General features: G+C 39.9%; 19 protein-coding genes. All 19 read right to left on the bottom strand.

Annotated features, from left to right (window positions below):
* Nucleotides 1–250: 250 nt before the first annotated feature.
* The 19 genes from ACLNCW_RS06030 to ACLNCW_RS05940 all read right to left on the bottom strand — a co-directional run bounded on the left by ACLNCW_RS06030 (nucleotide 251) and on the right by ACLNCW_RS05940 (nucleotide 19749).
* Nucleotides 251–1093, bottom strand: a complete 843-nt coding sequence (locus ACLNCW_RS06030; protein WP_424845552.1) for an aldo/keto reductase — start codon at nucleotides 1091–1093, stop codon at nucleotides 251–253.
* Between the two features lie 76 nt (nucleotides 1094–1169).
* The gene (gene pgdA / locus ACLNCW_RS06025) at nucleotides 1170–2561 is read right to left on the bottom strand and encodes a peptidoglycan-N-acetylglucosamine deacetylase PgdA (RefSeq protein ID WP_424845550.1); all 1392 of its coding nucleotides are present in this window, start codon (nucleotides 2559–2561) and stop codon (nucleotides 1170–1172) included.
* A gap of 90 nt (nucleotides 2562–2651) precedes the next feature.
* The gene (gene metK / locus ACLNCW_RS06020; RefSeq protein WP_203180479.1) at nucleotides 2652–3842 is read right to left on the bottom strand and encodes a methionine adenosyltransferase; all 1191 of its coding nucleotides are present in this window, start codon (nucleotides 3840–3842) and stop codon (nucleotides 2652–2654) included.
* A 380-nt stretch (nucleotides 3843–4222) separates the two neighbouring features.
* Complete coding sequence (locus tag ACLNCW_RS06015; RefSeq protein ID WP_424845548.1) at nucleotides 4223–5566, bottom strand: DEAD/DEAH box helicase; 1344 nt, start codon at nucleotides 5564–5566, stop codon at nucleotides 4223–4225.
* 138 nt (nucleotides 5567–5704) lie between these two features.
* On the bottom strand, nucleotides 5705–6520 hold the full coding sequence (locus ACLNCW_RS06010) for an endonuclease/exonuclease/phosphatase family protein (RefSeq protein WP_261082872.1): 816 nt from the start codon (nucleotides 6518–6520) through the stop codon (nucleotides 5705–5707).
* A gap of 51 nt (nucleotides 6521–6571) precedes the next feature.
* On the bottom strand, nucleotides 6572–8752 hold the full coding sequence (locus tag ACLNCW_RS06005) for a PTS transporter subunit IIBC (RefSeq protein WP_203180481.1): 2181 nt from the start codon (nucleotides 8750–8752) through the stop codon (nucleotides 6572–6574).
* 184 nt (nucleotides 8753–8936) lie between these two features.
* Nucleotides 8937–9863: a permease-like cell division protein FtsX gene (ftsX, locus tag ACLNCW_RS06000; protein ID WP_424845545.1), complete on the bottom strand. Its 927-nt coding sequence runs from the start codon at nucleotides 9861–9863 to the stop codon at nucleotides 8937–8939.
* Nucleotides 9856–10548: a cell division ATP-binding protein FtsE gene (ftsE, locus tag ACLNCW_RS05995; protein ID WP_004263501.1), complete on the bottom strand. Its 693-nt coding sequence runs from the start codon at nucleotides 10546–10548 to the stop codon at nucleotides 9856–9858. Before ftsE ends, ftsX begins: the two co-directional genes overlap by 8 nt.
* A 17-nt stretch (nucleotides 10549–10565) precedes the next feature.
* Nucleotides 10566–11661 (bottom strand): peptide chain release factor 2 gene (gene prfB, locus ACLNCW_RS05990; RefSeq protein ID WP_125386088.1). Its coding sequence is split into 2 segments (ribosomal slippage): nucleotides 10566–11588 and nucleotides 11590–11661, totalling 1095 coding nucleotides; the frame shifts between segments, so codons are not numbered across the junction.
* A 108-nt stretch (nucleotides 11662–11769) separates the two neighbouring features.
* A complete protein-coding gene (locus ACLNCW_RS05985) occupies nucleotides 11770–12426 on the bottom strand; it encodes a CBS domain-containing protein (RefSeq protein WP_004256822.1) in 657 nt (218 codons plus the stop codon).
* Between the two features lie 359 nt (nucleotides 12427–12785).
* A complete protein-coding gene (locus tag ACLNCW_RS05980) occupies nucleotides 12786–13496 on the bottom strand; it encodes an ABC transporter ATP-binding protein (protein ID WP_000062200.1) in 711 nt (236 codons plus the stop codon).
* A complete protein-coding gene (locus tag ACLNCW_RS05975) occupies nucleotides 13496–14260 on the bottom strand; it encodes an ABC transporter ATP-binding protein (protein WP_001185997.1) in 765 nt (254 codons plus the stop codon). Before ACLNCW_RS05975 ends, ACLNCW_RS05980 begins: the two co-directional genes overlap by 1 nt.
* A complete protein-coding gene (locus tag ACLNCW_RS05970) occupies nucleotides 14260–15216 on the bottom strand; it encodes a branched-chain amino acid ABC transporter permease (RefSeq protein WP_000662290.1) in 957 nt (318 codons plus the stop codon). Before ACLNCW_RS05970 ends, ACLNCW_RS05975 begins: the two co-directional genes overlap by 1 nt.
* 3 nt (nucleotides 15217–15219) lie before the next feature.
* Nucleotides 15220–16089, bottom strand: a complete 870-nt coding sequence (locus ACLNCW_RS05965; RefSeq protein ID WP_000941427.1) for a branched-chain amino acid ABC transporter permease — start codon at nucleotides 16087–16089, stop codon at nucleotides 15220–15222.
* A gap of 116 nt (nucleotides 16090–16205) precedes the next feature.
* Nucleotides 16206–17366 (bottom strand): ABC transporter substrate-binding protein, encoded by a 1161-nt coding sequence (locus tag ACLNCW_RS05960; RefSeq protein ID WP_000726121.1) that lies wholly within the window; start codon nucleotides 17364–17366, stop codon nucleotides 16206–16208.
* A 67-nt stretch (nucleotides 17367–17433) separates the two neighbouring features.
* A complete protein-coding gene (locus ACLNCW_RS05955; protein WP_000462118.1) occupies nucleotides 17434–17721 on the bottom strand; it encodes a YlbG family protein in 288 nt (95 codons plus the stop codon).
* 78 nt (nucleotides 17722–17799) lie between these two features.
* Nucleotides 17800–18390: an ATP-dependent Clp protease proteolytic subunit ClpP gene (gene clpP / locus ACLNCW_RS05950; RefSeq protein ID WP_000613475.1), complete on the bottom strand. Its 591-nt coding sequence runs from the start codon at nucleotides 18388–18390 to the stop codon at nucleotides 17800–17802.
* 173 nt (nucleotides 18391–18563) lie between these two features.
* Nucleotides 18564–19193: a uracil phosphoribosyltransferase gene (upp, locus tag ACLNCW_RS05945; RefSeq protein WP_000515974.1), complete on the bottom strand. Its 630-nt coding sequence runs from the start codon at nucleotides 19191–19193 to the stop codon at nucleotides 18564–18566.
* Nucleotides 19194–19281: 88 nt separating this feature from the next.
* On the bottom strand, nucleotides 19282–19749 hold the full coding sequence (locus tag ACLNCW_RS05940) for a deoxycytidylate deaminase (RefSeq protein WP_000136973.1): 468 nt from the start codon (nucleotides 19747–19749) through the stop codon (nucleotides 19282–19284).
* Between the last annotated feature and the right edge of the window lie 18 nt (nucleotides 19750–19767).

Below are 19767 nucleotides of genomic sequence, written 5' to 3'. Positions count from 1 at the left end.
GGCATTAGACGAATTCAAAAAGAACCGAATTTCAACACCCAAGCCTTGCGACTAGGGGCGTCAGAAACGCGGTTCCACCCTAATTTATTACTTCATTGTTTTTAAAAATATTACAGAAAGCGCCAGTTCCTTATTTTGCCCTACTTGGCTCCCACTATCCCAAGCTCGCTTGAAGAACGCCATAAGACTTTCTTTCCTGCTGACTATTATATCAAAAATTAGAACAATGTACAATTCTTTTTATGATTTTCTAGAAATCCATATCATCAACTCGTGGAGCACCAGACTGAACAGCAATTGTTTTTAAAGTTTCTCTCTCCTCATGACTCAGTTCAATTTCAAAACAATCAAGATTAGCCTGAATACGAGACGCTGTGACAGATTTTGGAAGGGGTAAAAATCCTTCTGCCAAGCTCCAGACCAAGGCTATCTGAGCAACAGACTTTCCGTGATTTGCTGCGATTTCTTGTACTTCCTTGCTATCAAACAGTTCTCCCTGACCAAAAGGGCCCCAAGCTTCCAATAAAATTCCTTTTTCTAGACAGTAATCTACCACTTCCTCTTGATACACACCTGGAGCCAAACGAACTTGATTGACCGCTGGAACGATAGTTGCTGTTTCAAGCAAGGCATCCAAATGATGGGGAAGGAAATTACTAACTCCAATAGCACGGATTTTGCCTTCTTGATAGAGGTCTTCCATAGCTCTCCAAACTTCTGAATTTCGGATTTTCCAGTGGTTATTTTCTCTGAGCGGTTTTGGATTTGGCCAATGAATCAAATACAAATCCAAATAATCCAAGCCAAGTTTCTCTAAAGACTCTTCAAAAGCCTGACGAGCTTGCTCATAGCTATGATTTGTATTCCAGAGTTTGCTGGTTACAAAAATTTCCTCACGCAGAACTCCACTATCTTGAATGGCACGACCAACGCTTTCTTCATTTTTATAAATAGCTGCCGTATCGATATGGCGATAGCCTGCCTTTAAAGCCTCTAGTACAGCTTGATATGCAATCTCTCCATTTTCAGCTTTCCAGGTTCCAAATCCCAGTACTGGAATTGTAACACCATTGTTTAAAGTATAAGATTTCATTATTTTTCCTTTCTATGAGAAGAAAATCCAAAGAGCCAAATTTTCAAGGAAAACTTTTCTCTTTAGATTTTGTGTATTATTGATTGCGGTCGTAGTAGAGCTGGTGAGCTTTAAGACGAGTATCTAACAAATCTGGAATGGTCACAAAGTCATACCCTTGCCCTTTCAAATAGTCAATAACCTTCGGTAGAGCATTGACCGTCTCAGCATGGATATCATGCATGAGAATAATAGAACCATTCTTGACTTCTCGTTGAATTTCTGTCAAAATCGCTGCTTCATTTTTGTTCTTCCAGTCCAGACTATCCACATCCCACATAATAAAGCTCAAATCAAGGCTATTGCGAATGTCGTCTGTAATGGCTCCATAAGGCGGACGCATGAGTTTGGAACTAGAACCCAACACTTTAGTTAGCGCATCCTCAGTATCAGTAATTTGTTTTTTAGCTTCATCAAGGGAAAGTTTTGAAAGCACTGGATGACTCCAACTATGGTTTCCAATGACATGTCCATCCGATTTCATGCGTTTCAAAATCTCTTCATTTCCAGAAACATTCTTACCTAGAACAAAGAAAGTTGCCTTGATACCATACTTAGAAAGAGTATCTAATGCTTGATTTGTCGTTGCAGGATTTGGTCCATCATCAAAAGTCAGGGCCACTACTTTACGATTTTTCTTTTCATAATAAGCCTTATATAGCTCTGCATCCTTATCTAATAAATAAGAGGACTGAATAACTTCAAAGAAACTAGATACTGGCAAGGCAATCTCGTCTAGATTTTCAACTGACTGACTTGGATAAAGGATAATCTGACTATCCTTGTAATCAAAATTCCATGCAGACAAGTCTTGGTCAGAGAAACCTTTAACAACTTGATCAATCTTTTCTTGCTCCAATTTCTTGTCCTGTAAGAAAGAAGTCAGTTCTTTTATCAGTTGCTCTTTAGCCTTACTAGCATCTGAAAATAGTTGATCAAGGGTAAAAGGTTTACCATTTTCTGTCAAATGCACTTTCGCTAGACTAGTTTTTTCAGTCTCTTCAACTTTTGACGAAGTTAAATCATAGACTTGTTTCATCACACTTCGGTTGACAATCCCTTTTAAAGTCGAATCCTGTTTCTCCGTATAATAAAAAACCAGATTTTCCTTGTCTTCCAGATTTTCCTTAATATCCTGTATCATGATTTCTTTTACAGATGAAATGACTTGCTCCCCTTGGAGAGGATAATAGGCAATTACTTCTGCTTGTCCCTTACGAAAATGATCTTTCTGATTTCCCTCACTCAATTGATTATCTTTATCATTTTTTAAAGACTCAATTTTTTGTTCGAAACTTTGCTTTGTATATACTTTGTATCCAATCATTGAACCAAGGACACAAATACTTACCGAAAAGATAGCTACCAGGGCTATTAAACCGATTCTCTTTTTATCATGCTCAACACGATTTGCTCTACTTTTATCCATAAGACCATCATATCAAATTAAGGCTATAATTTCAATGATTTTAAAGGAAATAGTATATTAAAAAAGAGAGGAAGTCCCCCTCTTAAGATTTTATTTGACTGCTTCTTTCAAAGCATCTACCTTATCCAAACGTTCCCATGGAAGATCAATATCTGTACGTCCCATGTGACCATAAGCCGCTGTTTGACGGTAAATTGGACGCTTAAGATCCAGCATTTGGATAATTCCTGCTGGGCGAAGATCAAAGATTTGACGAGCCGCTTTTTCAAGTTTGCTTTCAGCTACTGTTCCTGTACCAAAGGTATCGATACGAACAGAAACAGGTTGCGCAACACCGATGGCATAGGCCAATTGCACTTCTGCCTTCTTAGCAAGACCCGCTGCAACGATATTCTTGGCAATATAACGAGCCGCATATGACGCAGAACGGTCCACCTTAGTCGCATCCTTACCAGAGAAGGCACCGCCACCATGACGAGAGTAGCCTCCATAAGTATCTACGATAATCTTACGACCAGTCAAACCTGAGTCCCCTTGAGGCCCACCGATTACAAAACGTCCAGTTGGATTGATGAAGAATTTTGTTTGCCCATCCAAGTAAGAAGCTGGAATAACCTCTTTGATAACCTTGTTAATGACATCATTGTGAATTTGTTCGTTGCTGACTTCTGGATCGTGCTGAGTTGAAATCACGACTGTGTCCACACGTACTGGACGGTCATTTTCATCATATTCAACTGTAACTTGTGATTTAGCATCTGGGCGAAGATAGCTAATTTCACCAGACTTACGAAGTTCTGCCAGACGACGAACCAATTTATGGCTGAGTGAAATTGGCAATGGCATGAGCTCTTCTGTTTCATCCACTGCAAATCCAAACATGAGCCCTTGATCTCCAGCACCAATCAAGTCCAGTGGATCCTGGTCTGCATTTCCACGAACCTCCAAGGCTTCGTTAACGCCTTGAGCAATGTCAGGAGATTGTTCCACCAAAGATGGGTGTACTCCCACTGTCTCAGCAGAAAAACCGTATTCTGTATTGGTATATCCAATCTCTGCAATGGTATCACGAACCACACGGTTAATATCCACATAGGCATTTGTAGAAATTTCACCAAAAACGTGGACAGATCCAGTATATACAGCTGTCTCAGCAGCAACGTGCGCCTCCGGATCCTTAGCTAAAATAGCATCCAAAATCGCATCTGAAATTTGGTCTGCAATCTTATCTGGATGCCCCTCAGATACAGATTCAGACGTGAATAATTTACGTTCTGACATAAAAATGTCCCCCCTTAAAAATAGTGTTATAGAGTTACAAAGTACTGATAGGTATTTTCATTTTCTAAGAGTTACGACGCGAAAGAAATAAAAACGATACTTTTTTATTTCTGAAGCTAGTAAGGCGCATAGGGTGACCGCGTTATAGCGGCAACCGTTGAATGACGAGCGACTACTTTAGAGCCGTCATTCTTTGCGAGTTACAAAGTACTGATAGGAAAACTATTAGTGATAAATGCCTACCATCTTATCGGGACTATATAACTTTATCATTATACCATTTTTAAGCGTAATTTGCAGTCTTTAATGTAGTGTTTCAATGTAGATATTTCGTTCTCATAAATAAAAAAAGTTGGAGGTCAGTACTCCAACAATTACTATTAAAATGTTTGACGTTTTGCTTTACGCTCTGCACGGCCACGAGCACGATTTTCAGCGCGTTTGGTTTTGCGGCGTTTTTCATCAACCGCCCATTTAATTTTCTTCTTATAACCCGGTTTGACTTTTTTCTTTTTCTTTTTAACCAAACCAATCATTTCGATATCAAGTTTATCTTGTTTTTTCTCACGGTTGGCACGACGATCACGGTCATAAGTATCTTGAAATTCCCCGTCTTTGACCATCTTAGGAGTAAACTTGATTCCCAATTTCTCCAACTCACGGATATCCGAGTCATCACTTGGCTGGTAAAGGGTAATAGCTGTACCTGGTAGGCCATTGCGTCCGGTACGACCAACACGGTGCACAAAGAAGGATAAATCTTGCGGAATGGCGTCATTGATAATATGACTAACACCTTCAATATCAATCCCACGCGCCGCCAAGTCTGTTGCGACAATATACTCAAAATCAAGATTTTTTACCTGATTCATGATTCGCTTACGTTCACGAGGGGCAATATCTCCATGAATCTTCGCTACCTTCAATCCTTGAGCAGTTAAATATGAATGCAATTCATCAGCACGTGTCTTAGTGTTAACAAAAATCATTGCCAAATACGGTTGCATCAACTGAGTCAATTGATAAATTTGAGCATTCTTGTCACGTCCCTTGGTCGAAATCAACCAATTATCAATAGTGTCAGAAATGACCGTTTTGGTCTTTATTTTCTCCATAACAGGATTTGACAAGTATTTTTTCAAGAATGGTTGTAATTTTTGTGGAATAGTCGCTGAGAAGACCATGAATTGCAAGTCTTTTGGAAGGCTGCCAGCAATCTTATCAACAGTTTCCAAGAATCCCATATCCAAGGTCATGTCTGCCTCATCGACCACAAAGGTCCTAGCCTTGTGAATAGCCAGGTCACCGGATTTAACCAAGTCGTAGATACGGCCTGGTGTTCCGATAACAATATGAGGCTGATTGCTTGCCAATTTCTCAATCTGGCGAGCCTTATCCGTACCACCCACATAATTAACCACACGAACTTCCACTTCTGAGTGGGCTGCAATCTGACGAGCTGCTTGGTAAATCTGAGTAGCCAACTCACGGCTCGGTGCCGTAATCACTGCTTGTACACTATCGCTAGCTTCATCTAATTGCTGGAAAATCGGCAACAAGAAAGTATGAGTCTTACCTGAACCTGTTTTCGATTCACCGACTAGGTCACGACCTGCCAAGACAATCGGAATCAACTTATCTTGCACCTCTGTAGGAGTTGTAAATTTCAACTCCTCCAAGGCTTCTTTAATATAGTTTTTAAATTGAAATTTCGTAAATGACATAATATCCTCGATTCTATCTATCTGTTCAATTATACCACATTTTATTCCATTTCAGTAGTCTCACTTATTTAGGCTATTTCTAGTAGCTTCTCTAGTAAAAAAGGCTGGAATTTGTGAATCCCAACCTCTTTTCAGTCATTATTTCCAGTTTAAAATAGCATTCAAGCCATAGTGATCACTCACTTGTGGACTCTTGTTACCATCAAATACGACATGTAAATTTTCCACCGCTAACTCCTTGGTAGTAAAAACATAGTCGATTCGAAGGGGTTCTGTGTTCCCCTTCCATCCATCAATTTCTGGTGGAACAGTATAGCTACCACTTCTCTCTTGAGCAACTTCAAATGCGTCTTGTAAGCCTAATGGACTAGCTAAAATTGCTTGGTAACCTTCCTGACCAGCTGGGTTATTGAAATCTCCAGCAAGCAAAAGTGGCTTGTTCAATTCTTTCAAGACAGCCTCAAATCGTGCCCATTCTTCTTGGAAACCTTTATCCCACCAAGAAAGGTGGACACTAGCAACTGCTAACTCCTTACCATCAACTACAGTTTCAGCCAGGGCAACACGGCGAGTATGATAGTCTGTTGGATCATCCACATCTGAAACCAAAATTTCTCTGGCTTTAATAGGTGTTTTAGACAAAATAGCCACACCTTCATGGTAGCGGTCATAACCGATATGATTATAGGCCCAAGTCCAGTAGTAATTTTTCCCTTGTTCTGACAACTTTTCAACCAAAAGTCTAACATAGTGGTCTTGATGAATAGGCTCAGCTGCTGGCAAAGCTTGATAGAGATCATTAACCTCCACCTCTGGCGAGGTGATCTCCTGATTGATTTCTTGGAAACAAATCAAATCATAGTCTTTTTCAAGAATATCTTCAAGCAAGAGCTGGAATTTTTCCTCAGCTTCTTTTTCCATCCAGCTATGAGTATTGAGTGTTAAAAATTTCATGTTTTTCTCCTAAAACAAGAGGTTGGAAAACAGCTTCCAACCTCAAGTATATTACAATTCTACTTTAGCAACTGCTGTTTTAGCTGCAAGAGAACCTGTTTGTTCTAATTTAACTGATTTAATAACATCACCATTTGTGAAGACAACTACTGTTGAAGTTTCACGTCCTGCTGCACGGATAGCATCCAAGTCAGCTGTGACAAGTAAGTCACCTGCTGCAACTTTTTGTCCTTCTGCTACATGAACTGTAAATGGTTTTCCTTCAAGACTTACTGTGTCCAAACCAATGTGAACAAGTACTTCAAGACCTGCTTCAGTCACAAGACCAAGAGCATGTTTTGTAGGGAAGATGCTTGATACAGTACCTGAAACTGGAGATACAATGTTTCCATTTGCAGGTTCTACAGCAAATCCATCACCCATCATTTTTTGAGCAAATACTGGATCTTTTACTTGTTCCAAAGCAACAACTTGACCGTCAGCTACTGAGTATACTTCCTCAGTAAGACCTTTATAGTGAACTGTGTTTTGTTGTGCTTCTGTCATTTGACTTGGAAGAGTTTCAGGAATGATTTCACCTGAATCAAGGATATCTTGGATATCAGATTTCAATACGTCTGCTTTTGGACCGTAGATAGCTTGAACTCCTTGTCCTTTCATGACAAGACCCATAGCTCCTTCTGCTTTCCATTGTTCTGCATCACCGACTTTGTCAGCGTCTTTTACAGTTACACGAAGACGAGTCATACATGCATCAACATCAACGATGTTTGCACGTCCACCAAGAAGGTTGATAATGTTTACAGCTTGAGAACCTGCTGCAACTTTCACTTCGCTGCTAGCTTCTTCTGAACCTTCAGCAGTTTCGTAGTTTCCGTTACGTCCTGGAGTTGCGTAATTGAATTTTTGAATCATGAAGTTTGCGATAAAGTACATGATTACAGCAAAGAGAACAGTTACCCAAATGAAGTTAACGATATCCATACCGATACCAGCGCTAATCGCAATAGGTGTACGAGTCAAGAACTCGATTGAACCGAATGAGTGCATACGTAGGTTTACTACGTCAGCCATAGCGAAGGCCGCACCTTGAACAAGTGAGTAAACAAGATACATAGGTGTTGCGATAAACATGAACATGTATTCGATTGGTTCAGTAACCCCTGTTAAGAATGTTGCAAGAGCTGTTGCAATCATCATACCTTTGTATTTGTGTTTCTTATCAGCATCAACATTACGGTAGATAGCCACAATCACACCCATCAAGATACCGAATGAACCGATCATTTGTCCAACTTTGAAACGAGCTGGGTGAACAGTATCTAACAAGTGTTGGTATTGACTAGCATCAGTACCTTTAAGGTTTACAAGGTCTGTTACCCATGCAAGCCATAGTGGGTCTTGACCAAATACTTGAGTACCTTTAGCTGCACCTGTCAAAATCTCATAAGTACCACCAAGAGCTGTATAGTTCATTGGGATTGTCAACATGTGGTGAAGACCAAATGGCAAGAGCAAACGTTCCAAAGTACCATACAAGAATGGTGCAAGGATTGGAGCAGTTTCTTGTGAGTTAGCAATCCAGATACCAAAGCTATTGATACCTGTTTGAACTACTGGCCAGAATGCAGCAAGTAGAATTGCAGCGATTGCTGAACGAAGAATAACTACAAATGGTACGAAACGTTTCCCGTTGAAGAATGAAAGTGCATCAGGAAGTTTACGGAAATTGTAGTATTTGTTGTAAGCAGTTGCCCCTACAAAACCTGAGATAATCCCTACGAATACACCCATGTTCAAGGCTGGAGCTTCAAGAACACTGATAAAGTAATCAGCAACTTTGATTGAACCACCGAATAGAGTAGTTACCATAGCATCTGGATTTTTCAACATATCACCTGATACACCAAAGATTGTACCAGTAATACGGTTAATCAAGATGAAGGCAAGACCAGCGGCGAAAGCACCACCAGCACGTTCTTTAGCCCAGCTACCTCCAATGGCTAGGGCAAACAAAATGTGAAGGTTACCGATAACCCCCCAACCAATTTGCTCAAGAATTCCACCAGTGATTACAAGTGGTGCAAAGGTTGGGTTAATCATCACGATAGACTTACCGATTGAAATCATCAAACCAGCAGCCGGCATAACCGCGATAACCACCATCAAAGCCTTACCGAATTTTTGCCAAAATTCGAAAGACAAGACATTTTTGAATGTATCTTTCATCATTCAAATCTCCTTTATTTTTATTTAGGCAAACGTTTTACGAAAACGTTTGCACCTTTTATGATTTAATTATACCACTTTAATTTTTTTTGTAAAGGCTTTTACAAAAAAAAGGAGACTTTTTTCTAAAATTTTTGTAGTAAAAAAGGAGATATTAAAATCTCCTCAAATATAATTCTATTTTATTTTAGATTTTCAGGAATCGGCGCATTGAAATTCCTGATCCGATTGAACCGATAAAAATTCCAATCACAAATAATAGAGCAATCATAAGTGGACTGAATACCTCTGGTGATATCATTGAAAGGTTCTGACCAACCAATGACTTATTAACCGATTGGTAAACCATTTTATAGACAATAAATACCAGAACTGACGGAAGAGTTGCTCCAAGCAAACCAATGAAGGCACCTTCAAGCAAGAAAGGTCCACGGATATAGCCGTTCTTAGCACCTACTAAACGCATGATTTGAATTTCACGGCTTCGTGAAATAATGGTGATACGAATAGTATTAGAAATCAAGAACACCGCAATGAAAATCAATAATCCCGCGATAACTAGTCCCCAGACACGAATAAAGGAGGCTAACTTAAACAAGCGTTCTGTATTAGCACCACCATCTTGAACTTCTGATACACCTTCGATTTTTTTAGCCTCTTCTGCTACTGTCTTTACATCACTTGGTGTATTGGTATCAACGATATATGCATCATAGAGAGGATTGGCATCGCCTTCAAAGATTTTCCAGTTGTCCCCCATTGTTTCTGTCAACTTTTCATATTGTTCTTCTTTACTTGAAAACGTAACACTTTTAACGGTTGACATACTTTTCAAAGCATCATATACCTTGTGGTAGTCGTTATTTGTAACAGTTTGACCTTCTTTTTCAATAGTCTCACTATTATCAGCTACGTCCTTACGAATGTATACCATTACTCGGACATTATTTTCGATATCTGTAGCTAGTTTAGCCGTATTAAAGATAACAGATGCAAATATTGCAACCAAGGTCAAAGTAATCATAACTGAACTGACAGCAGCTACTGTCATCCAGCCATTTCGTTTCAAACTTTTTAATGATTCAAATAAATGACGAAAAAATCTACTAATCATCGTATCCATATTCTCCTTTAGCTTCGTCACGAACGACACGGCCATTTTCAATGGCAATGACACGGTGGCGCAAGGTATTTACAATCTGACTGTTGTGGGTAGCCATCAAGACAGTTGTACCTTGGAGATTGATGCGTTCCAGCAAGTTCATAATTTCCCATGAATTATCTGGGTCCAAGTTTCCTGTTGGTTCGTCCGCAATCAATACTTTTGGATTGTTTACAATGGCACGTGCTATCGCAATCCGTTGCTGTTCTCCCCCTGAAAGTTCATTTGGGAAAGAACGAACCTTATGCTTCAATCCAACCAAGTCTAAAACTTCCATAACACGTTTTTTGATATTACGGCGGCTCTCACCAATAACTTCCATTGCATAAGCAATATTTTCATAAACGGTTTTCTTTGGTAACAGTTTATAATCTTGGAAGACAACCCCAACACTACGACGTAGGAGAGGGACATCTTTCTTTTTAATTTTAACCAGATTAAAACCAGCAACAGTTAAGCTTCCTTTTTCGATTTTTACTTCACGGTACAAAGCTCTAATAAATGTTGATTTCCCAGCTCCTGACGGACCTACGATATAGGCAAATTCCCCGGGTTCAACAGTGACTGAGACACCTCGCAAAGCAGTCGTTCCGTTGTCGTATTTTTTGACGACATCTCTCATTTCAATGATTGACATGTGAGTTCCTTTCTATCTTAGCTGATTCGCCACTTGAGGTAGGCATCGATAAAACCATCTAGGTCCCCATCCATAACCTTATCTACCTGCGCAACTTCAAAGCTAGTTCGATGATCTTTTACCATAGTATAAGGCGTGAAAACATATGAACGGATTTGGCTTCCCCATGTGATTTCCTTTTTCTCACCCTTGAGAGAATCAACTTCCGCTGCTTTCTTTTCTTGCTCCATTTGATAGAGCTTAGCCTGCAACATCTTCATGGCACGATCTCTATTTCCATACTGGGTACGATCGACCGTTGACTGGACAACAGTCCCAGTAGGAATATGTGTTAAACGTACACCTGTGGAAACCTTATTGACGTTTTGTCCACCAGCTCCACCTGAACGGAAGGTGTCCATCTTGATATCATCTTCACGAATTTCCACTTCAATGGTATCATCCAATTCTGGCATTACTTCCACCGATGTGAAAGAGGTATGGCGACGTTTAGCAGAGTCAAATGGTGAAATTCGCACCAAACGGTGAACACCCATTTCTGACTTGAGAAGGCCATAGGCATTAGGCCCTTCAAATGATAGGGTTACTGACTTAATACCAGCTTCATCTCCTGCTTGGTAATCCAAAACTTCTACTTTAAATCCTTTGGCATTTCCATAGCGAGTGTACATACGAAGTAACATATCACCCCAGTCCTGAGCTTCAGTACCACCTGATCCTGGATGGATTTCCAAAATCGCATTATTATGGTCATAAGGTTCTGACAAGAGAAGGGTCATCTCATAGCTAGTCATCATTTTATCGAGTTCTGATAGCTGTGCAACCAATTCTTCATGCACTGACTCGTCTTCAGCTAAAAAGTCTAATAAAATTTCAACTTCATCCTGCAACTCTTCCATTTTGTGGAAGGTGTTGTAGGTGTTTTTTAATTCATTTAATTCTTGCGACGTTTTTTGGGCCGCGATATTATCGTTCCAAAAATCAGGTTCTGTCATCTTGTTTTCCAAGATGGCAATCTCTTCCTCTAGACCCTCGAGGTCAAAGAGACCCCCTGAAAGAAGCTAATTTTTCACGATTTGCGTCAATTTTCTGACGAATTTCTGAAATGTCCATAAATACTCCTTTTTTGTATCATTTTATTATACCATAATCTATCATTTCTTTCCATCTTTTGATCTAATCCCTTATTGCACGTAAAAAGAAGCCTTTCGGCTTCCCTTCTTACAAGACTTTTGCTGAAGTACGAGTAATCTCTTCTACTTGAATATTCTCTGATTCAAATTTTTCTTTCAAGGCTGGTAAATCAATTGATCCATCGATTTGAACTTCGATAATGACCTTACCATCCTTACGCGGAATATTGACTGTATGAGAGATATTCAAATTTTCTTCTACAATCAAAGAAACAATCTTTCCGAGTACACCAACTTCATTTTCCGTAACAAAGCGTACACGAATCCCTTCTTCGCCATAACCTGCGATTTCAAGAAAGGCTTGGAAAACGTCACGGTCCGTAATAACCCCATAGACTTGATGGTTATCTACGACAGGAAGAATACCAATCTTGTTTTTCAACATCAGATAAGTTGCATCCTCTAGACTCGCATAGCCTGAAACAGTGACAACATCACGAATCATCACATCTTTTACTTTTGTCTTATTTAGAAGATAATTCATCTCATAGATAGAAAGACTTGTTGCTTTGGATGGACTAGCTTGGGCAATGGTTCCCTCAGTTACCAAACCAACCAATTGATCATTTTCGATAACAGGCAAGCGGTGCAACCCTTGCTCTCTCATCAAATCTGCTGCATGAGATACTGTTGTATCTGGACTAATATAAACTACCTTGCGGGTCATAAAATCTTTAACTGCCATGAGACTTCTCCTTTTCTATTCTTATCCCTATTATACAATCTTTTTGTAAATCTATCAAACGCTTACATTTCTTTTTCAAAATTCAGAAAAGTATGAATAAGCTAGCAAAAAGAGCTCTGAAATCGAGCCCTCTGAATGAATGTAAGAAACGTTTCATTCCATTTTTTTCAATTATTAGAAATTAACCTTTTAATGTAGATAAAGATTGCTTTACAATCTATATCTGTCAACTAAAAAGATCCCCTGGACTATAATGATGATTACTTCGTAATCCTCATCCACCGACTAAAACAATCCAGTGGATTTGATAATTGCTTCGCAATCTTCATCCGCCGACTAAAAAGGTCCCCCGGACCTTTTTAGCCACCTAGATATGCTTTTCTGACTTCTTCTGATGAAGCGAGTTCTTTTCCTGTTCCTGATAGAACGATTTTCCCTGTTTCCAATACATAGCCTCGGTCAGAGATTGCGAGTGCTTTATTGGCATTTTGTTCAATCAAGAGGACGGTTGTTCCTTGTTTCTGGATGTCTTGAATGATATCAAAAATCTCTTGGATAAAGATTGGGGCAAGTCCCATTGATGGTTCATCTAAAAGAAGAAGTTTTGGTGTTGACATGAGGGCGCGTCCCATGGCAAGCATTTGCTGTTCTCCCCCTGAAAGAGTAGCTGCATCTTGGTTCTTCCGTTCTTCAAGACGAGGAAAGCGTGAGAAAACTTTCTTCAAGTTGGCTTGATTTTCTTCACGGTTTTTCTTTAAGAAAGCTCCCATTTCAAGATTTTCCATAACAGTTAAGCCAGGAAAGACGTGGCGTCCTTCTGGAACTTGTGAAAGACCACCTGCCACGATTTTTTGAGCTGGCATTTTTTGGATTTCTTGACCTAAAAATTCAATCTTTCCTGAACTCGGTCTAACCAAACCAGACAAGGTACGGAGAATGGTTGTCTTACCTGCACCATTGGCACCGATAAGGGAAACAACCTCTCCTTCATTTACTTCAAAGCTTACATCACGGACTGCTTGGATCATACCGTAATGCACAGAAAGATTATCAACTTTTAACATAGACATTAGGCTTCACCTCCTAGATAAGCTTCGATAACGCGTTTATTGGTCTTAATTTCGTCTGGAGTTCCCTGAGCAATCAAACGACCATATTCAAGTACGTAGATACGTTCTGTCACTTCCATGACCAGATTCATATCGTGTTCAATCAGCATGATCGTAATCTTAAATTCATCTTTGATACGACGAATTAACTCAGTCAATTCGGCTGTTTCCTGTGGGTTCATACCTGCTGCTGGTTCATCTAAAAAGAGAATTTTAGGTTCCGTAGCGAGAGCACGAACAATTTCCAAACGACGTTGTTGTCCGTAGGCAAGATTTTTAGCAAGAGTTTCTGCATCACCATCTAAATCAAAGATTTTCAACAATTCCAAAGCCTTAGCCTTTAATTCTTTTTCACTCTTGTAAAAAGCTGGTAAGCGTAAGAAACTAGCAAAAACATGTTGTTTGTGATGGTTGCCAAAAGCAATCAAAACATTGTCCAAAACTGTTAAATCTTTAAAGAGACGGATATTTTGGAATGTACGTCCAAGTCCCAAAGAAGCAATCTTATAAGGTGACTTTCCATTCAAAAGGTGACCATCTAGTGTTACTGTTCCCTCACTTGGTTCATAAACACCTGTCAAGAGATTGAAAAGGGTGGTTTTACCAGCTCCATTTGGACCGATTAGTCCAACCAATTCCCCTTCGTTCAATTCAAGAGTCACATCTCCAACAGCTGTTAGACCGCCAAAATGTTTGGTTAACTGTTTTACTTCAAGTAATGCCATTAGTTTTGTTCCTCCTTCTTAGATTTTTTAAAGAAACGTGATAGGCTCAATTCCCATGTCCCAAGTAGTCCACCTGGTCTGAAAATCATTACCAATACCAAGGCCAAAGCATAAATAATCATACGCACACTAGCAACATCTTGGAGAAGCATATTCAAAATTCCAAGAACAATAGCTGAAACAATAGCACCTGTAATGGAACCAAGTCCACCAAATACAACAATAATCAAAACATTGATTGAGTTGATGAAAGTGTAATCTTTCGGTACAACTGAACCGATAAATCCTGCCTGAAGTGACCCTGCAATACTTGCAGTAATGGCACCAAAGACAAAGGCGATGATTTTAATTTTAGTCGTATTAACCCCAACTGACTCAGCAGCGATTTCATCCTCACGAACAGAAAGGGTTGAACGACCAATTGGACTACGCAAGAAGTTCAAGGTTGCAATAGTTGTAATCACGACAAAGAAGTAAACCATTTGCCAAGTTGTAAAGTTAGGAATTCCCAAGATACCTGCCGCACCATTTGTAAGGCTTCCGCCATTGATGATAAAGATACGGATAATTTCAGAAACACCTAGAGTCGCTACCGCAAGATAGTCCCCCTTCAAGCGCAAGGTTGGAATTCCGACAAGCAAGGCAACTGCTCCTGAAAGCAAAGCCCCTACAAGCATAGCTCCAAAGAAGGCACCGTAGGTTGGTGATTTAGAACCAATAATAGCTGCTGCATAGGCACCAATCGCCATGAAACCAGCATGACCAAGTGAAAATTGGCCTGAAAAACCAACGATTAAGTTGAGACCAACAGCCAGAATAATATTAATTCCAATTTGTTGTAAAATCTGTACATAGAATAGGTTTAGTACTCCAACTGAAACCAATACACTAATCAAGCCATAGCCAGCTAACAAAAGGAGTAACCATAGAATATTAACTTTTAAATTTTCTTTCATCGTTTACACCTTCTCTTTCACATTTTTACCAAGAATACCTGCTGGGCGGACAATCAAGATCAACAACAGGATTCCATAAACAATGGCATCACGGAAGTCTGACATTCCAAAGGCTGTCGCAAAGGTTTCCAATAGACCAATCACAAAGCCACCAAGAGCCGCACCAGGAATAATTCCGATACCACCAAGTACTGCGGCAACGAAAGACTTAAGACCTGGAGTAACCCCCATCAAAGGCTCAAGAGAGTTATAATAAAGGGCAATCAGAACACCAGCCGCACCCGCAAGAGCTGACCCCAAAGCGAAGGTAAAGCTGATAGTACGGTTTACATTGATCCCCATCAATTGCGCTGCATCGCTATCTACGGATACTGCACGCATGGCTTTCCCCATCTTAGTCTTTTGGACAATGACTTGTAACAAAATCATCAAAATCAAGGAAATGGCCAAAATCATTAACTGCACGTTTGTTAGGCTAACTGGTCCCAAATCATAGCGAACTGTTTGAATCGCTTGAGGGAAGGCACGGGTATTGGCACCAACCAGATAGACCATCCCATACTCCAATAGGAAAGAAACCCCAATAGCTGTAATCAAAACAGCAATACGAGTAGAGTGACGCAAAGGTCGGTAAGCAAGGAACTCAATCACGACACCAAGAATGGCTGTCGCTAACATAGCTACAATAAGAGCTACAAAGAAATTCATTTGGAAAGAATTAATCAAGAAATAACCGATAAAGGCTCCCATCATATAAATATCACCGTGGGCGAAGTTGATGAGCTTGATAATTCCGTAAACCATGGTATATCCTAGGGCTAACAGCGCATAAACACTACCTAGAATCAAACCATTTACTAGTTGTTGGAGCATAAGATTCACTCTTTCTATTTATAATTTTGAGGGTTTCCCCTCACTTTTTGATAGGTTCTTAAACACCGAAACAGGGAGTGAGTCAGAGGCTCATTCCCTATTTCAACATTTTTCTATTATGGTTTTACAACTTCTGCTGCTTCAACCTTACCATTGTTCATGGTCATCATGTAAGCAGTTTTGACTGTGTTGTGGTCTGCATCGAAGCTTGTTTGACCAGTTACACCTTCAAAATCTTTTGTTTTAGCAAGGTTATCCTTGATTTCACCTGAGTTTTTAGCACCTTTTGCTGCGTTTGCTACAAGGTGAACTGAGTCATAAGCCAAGGCTGCAAATGTTGAAGGCTCTTCGTTGTACTTAGCACGGTAAGCATCAAGGAAAGCTTTTGCTTTAGCTGAAACTTCTACAGTAGTTGAGAAGCCTGAGATAAAGTAGATGTTTGATGCTTTTTCAGCAGTTGCTTGTTGTACAAACTCTTCACCGTTGAATCCATCACCACCAACGATTGGTTTATCAATTCCCATACCACGCGCTTGGTTTACAATTTTACCAGCTTCAGTGTAGTAACCAGGGACGATGATAGCATCAAAGTCTTTCCCTTTCATTTTTGTAAGGGCTGCTTGAAAGTCTGTGTCACCTGCTACGAAAGTTTCATCTGCAACGATTTCACCTTTGTAAGCTTCACGGAAGGCTTTAGCAATACCTTTAGCATAGTCGCTGGCATTGTCAGTGTAAAGAACAACTTTCTTAGCGTTTAATTTTTCAGTAACATAGTTTGAGATAATTTTTCCTTGGAAGCTATCTTGGAATGTTCCGATAAAGAGGTAATCTTGACCTTTAGTCAATCCATCTTGAGTCGCACTTGGCGAAATCAATGGAACACCTGCTTTTGTAGCGTTAGCTACAGCAGCTGCAGTTGCACCAGATGTCGCAGGTCCTACGATTGCTGATACCTTAGATTGGGTTACTAGGTTAGTTGTTACTGAAGCCGCCTCAGCAGTTTCAGATTTATTATCTTTATCAACTACTTCGATTTGTTTTCCGTCGATACCACCTGCTGCATTGATTTCATCAACGGCAAGTTGGGCACCTTTTTGTTCAGATGTTCCGTAGGCAGCTACGGCACCAGTTTCTTCGAAGTTAAATCCAATTTTGATTGTCTTTTCCTCTACTGAGTTACCAGCAGCGTTTGACGCTCCAGACTTCACTTCTCCACAGGCTGCAAGAAGTGCTACACTTGCAAGCGCCACAAACGATAGGGCAAATTTTTTCTTCATCTTTTTTTGTCTCCTTATTTCTTAAATAAATAGCATGTTAAGAATATACCGAATTATCAGAAAATTGTCAACACTTTTCTTGAACTTTTTCGATGATAACGTTTTCCTCTCGATGAAGATTGCCCACAAAGGGTGTTTCCAGCTCTTGGATATGACAAACCCTGACTTTTTTTATAAACTTTTCCTTGCCCAAGCGCCCGACCAATTGCTCCATTTCTTGAGTTGGAACATAGAGTTGTAAGTAACGATGTTTCTTGGAATGATAGGTAATATCTCCATAATCCTGCAATTTTTTGGCATCACGATTATAGTAAAGATAGATAATCAAGCCAGATCGATTGACTTTTTCAAACATGATAAATCCTCTTTCTAAGAAATCTCTCCCTATTATACCAAAAAAAGCAAACCCAGTCGAGTTTGCCTTCTTTGATCATTAATTCAATGAATTGTTGGCCATGATTTCATCAATAAAGCCATATTCAAGTGTTTCTTGGGCACTCATCCAGTTATCGCGTTCTGCATCTGCGTGAACTTTTTCGATTGACTGACCTGAATTTTCAGCCAAGATTTTTTCCAAGGTATTACGAGTTTTAAGCAAGTGTTCTGCAGCGATCGCCATATCGGTTTGCTGAGTACCTCCACCTGTACCACCCATTGGTTGGTGGATCATATACTCTGCATTTGGAAGCATGAAACGTTTGCCTTTTGCTCCACTTGATGCAATGACCGTCCCCATAGATGCTGCCATTCCCATAACAATGGTTTGGACATCTGCCTTGATAAAGTTCATGGTATCAACGATTGCCAAACCAGCTGAAACGGAACCACCAGGTGTATTGACATAAAGGTAAATATCCTTTGTACTATCTTGGGCATCCAAGAAAAGCAACTGGGCAATAACAGAGTTGGCCATATTGTCTTCAACTGGGCCTGTCAGCATAATGATGCGGTCTTTAAGAAGACGTGAGTAAATATCGTAGGAACGTTCCCCACGGCTTGTTTGTTCAATAACTACAGGAATCATTCATTTCTCCTTTTGAGTTTTAATTTTGTTGGTCAAATGACTGAAGATAAGACTATTATAATATCTTGGTCAAAAAAGGTCAAATTTTTGCTCTGTTTTCATCAGACAGAAACAAAAATTCAACCCCCTTTCACGACTGGAAATACTTTTCCAAATCATTCTTCTTTTCGATGTTATTTTGTACCGAACAAGCGGTCTCCAGCATCTCCAAGACCTGGAACGATATATCCGTGTTCGTTCAAACGTTCATCCAAGGCTGCTGTAAAGATTTCTACATCTGGATGAGCTTCTTGAAGGGCTTTAACACCTTCTGGAGCAGATACAAGGCAGACAAATTTGATATTTGATGCGCCACGTTTTTTAAGAGAATCAACAGCCAAGATTGCTGAGCCACCTGTTGCCAACATTGGGTCTACCACAAAAATTTGACGTTGGTCAATATCTTCAGGCAATTTCACTAAGTACTCAACTGGTTGAAGCGTTTCTTCATCACGGTACATACCGATGTGGCCAACCTTAGCAGCTGGAACCAAGCTCAAGAGTCCATCCACCATCCCGATACCTGCACGCAAGATTGGAACGATGGCCAATTTCTTACCTGCCAATTGTTTTTGAACTGTTTTTGTGATTGGTGTTTCGATTTCCACATCTTCTAGTGGAAGATCACGAAGTACTTCATACCCCATCAACATTGCAATCTCATCTACTAGCTCACGAAAAGCTTTTGTAGAAGTATCTGTACGACGCAAGATTGACAATTTGTGTTGAATCAATGGATGATTAATAACTTCAATTTTTCCCATTTTTGGAATTCCTTCTTTCAATTTATTCTTCTTATTATACCAAAAAACGGTTTAAAAATCTTTCTAAACCATTTATTTTTGATAATTTTTACATTAAATCCGCCTCTTTAAGAGCTGCCTGCACTGTCTCAAGTGGTAAATGGGTTAATTCTGTTCCCTTTTCTTGATAAAGGTATTGGGCATAGTCGTCCATTCGGTACTGGTTGATATAAACCACGCGCTTACAACCAACCTGAAGCAATTGTTTTGTACAGTTTAGACATGGAAAGTGGGTCACATAGGCTGTAAAGCCTTTGGGAACCCCACGTTCTGCACCTTGGAGAATGGCATTAACCTCTGCGTGAAGAGTGCGAACACAGTGACCTTCAATGACCAGACATTCGTGATCAATACAATGCTCAGTCCCTGACACCGAACCATTATAACCAGTGGAAATAACTTTATTATCCTTTACCAAAATTGCGCCCACTTTGGCACGTTTACAAGTGGAACGATTGGCAATTAGTAAGGCTTGGGCTGCAAAATACTCATCCCATGCTAGTCTTTTTTCAGTCATATCTCTTCTCCTTTTTCT

The sequence above is a fragment of the Streptococcus sp. CL6.22 genome, assembly GCF_049738055.1.
Taxonomy (GTDB): domain Bacteria; phylum Bacillota; class Bacilli; order Lactobacillales; family Streptococcaceae; genus Streptococcus; species Streptococcus mitis_DJ.
Note: the sequence above shows the minus strand (reverse complement) of the source record. Positions and strands in the feature narration are given on the sequence as shown.

Excerpts from the sequence above, each read along its gene's own strand:
- ACLNCW_RS05970 (WP_000662290.1), bottom strand. The coding sequence starts at position 15,216 with ATGAAAGAAAATTTAAAAGTTAATATTCTATGGTTACTCCTTTTGTTA.
- ACLNCW_RS05940 (WP_000136973.1), bottom strand. The coding sequence starts at position 19,749 with ATGACTGAAAAAAGACTAGCATGGGATGAGTATTTTGCAGCCCAAGCC.
- ACLNCW_RS06030 (WP_424845552.1), bottom strand. The coding sequence starts at position 1,093 with ATGAAATCTTATACTTTAAACAATGGTGTTACAATTCCAGTACTGGGA.
- ACLNCW_RS05965 (WP_000941427.1), bottom strand. The coding sequence starts at position 16,089 with ATGCTCCAACAACTAGTAAATGGTTTGATTCTAGGTAGTGTTTATGCG.
- ACLNCW_RS06015 (WP_424845548.1), bottom strand. The coding sequence starts at position 5,566 with ATGTCATTTACGAAATTTCAATTTAAAAACTATATTAAAGAAGCCTTG.
- ACLNCW_RS05980 (WP_000062200.1), bottom strand. The coding sequence starts at position 13,496 with ATGTCTATGTTAAAAGTTGATAATCTTTCTGTGCATTACGGTATGATC.
- ACLNCW_RS05955 (WP_000462118.1), bottom strand. The coding sequence starts at position 17,721 with ATGTTTGAAAAAGTCAATCGATCTGGCTTGATTATCTATCTTTACTAT.
- ACLNCW_RS06010 (WP_261082872.1), bottom strand. The coding sequence starts at position 6,520 with ATGAAATTTTTAACACTCAATACTCATAGCTGGATGGAAAAAGAAGCT.
- metK (WP_203180479.1), bottom strand. The coding sequence starts at position 3,842 with ATGTCAGAACGTAAATTATTCACGTCTGAATCTGTATCTGAGGGGCAT.
- ftsE (WP_004263501.1), bottom strand. The coding sequence starts at position 10,548 with ATGTCAATCATTGAAATGAGAGATGTCGTCAAAAAATACGACAACGGA.
- ACLNCW_RS05985 (WP_004256822.1), bottom strand. The coding sequence starts at position 12,426 with ATGGCAGTTAAAGATTTTATGACCCGCAAGGTAGTTTATATTAGTCCA.
- ftsX (WP_424845545.1), bottom strand. The coding sequence starts at position 9,863 with ATGATTAGTAGATTTTTTCGTCATTTATTTGAATCATTAAAAAGTTTG.
- ACLNCW_RS06005 (WP_203180481.1), bottom strand. The coding sequence starts at position 8,752 with ATGATGAAAGATACATTCAAAAATGTCTTGTCTTTCGAATTTTGGCAA.
- pgdA (WP_424845550.1), bottom strand. The coding sequence starts at position 2,561 with ATGGATAAAAGTAGAGCAAATCGTGTTGAGCATGATAAAAAGAGAATC.
- ACLNCW_RS05975 (WP_001185997.1), bottom strand. The coding sequence starts at position 14,260 with ATGGCATTACTTGAAGTAAAACAGTTAACCAAACATTTTGGCGGTCTA.
- clpP (WP_000613475.1), bottom strand. The coding sequence starts at position 18,390 with ATGATTCCTGTAGTTATTGAACAAACAAGCCGTGGGGAACGTTCCTAC.
- ACLNCW_RS05960 (WP_000726121.1), bottom strand. The coding sequence starts at position 17,366 with ATGAAGAAAAAATTTGCCCTATCGTTTGTGGCGCTTGCAAGTGTAGCA.
- upp (WP_000515974.1), bottom strand. The coding sequence starts at position 19,193 with ATGGGAAAAATTGAAGTTATTAATCATCCATTGATTCAACACAAATTG.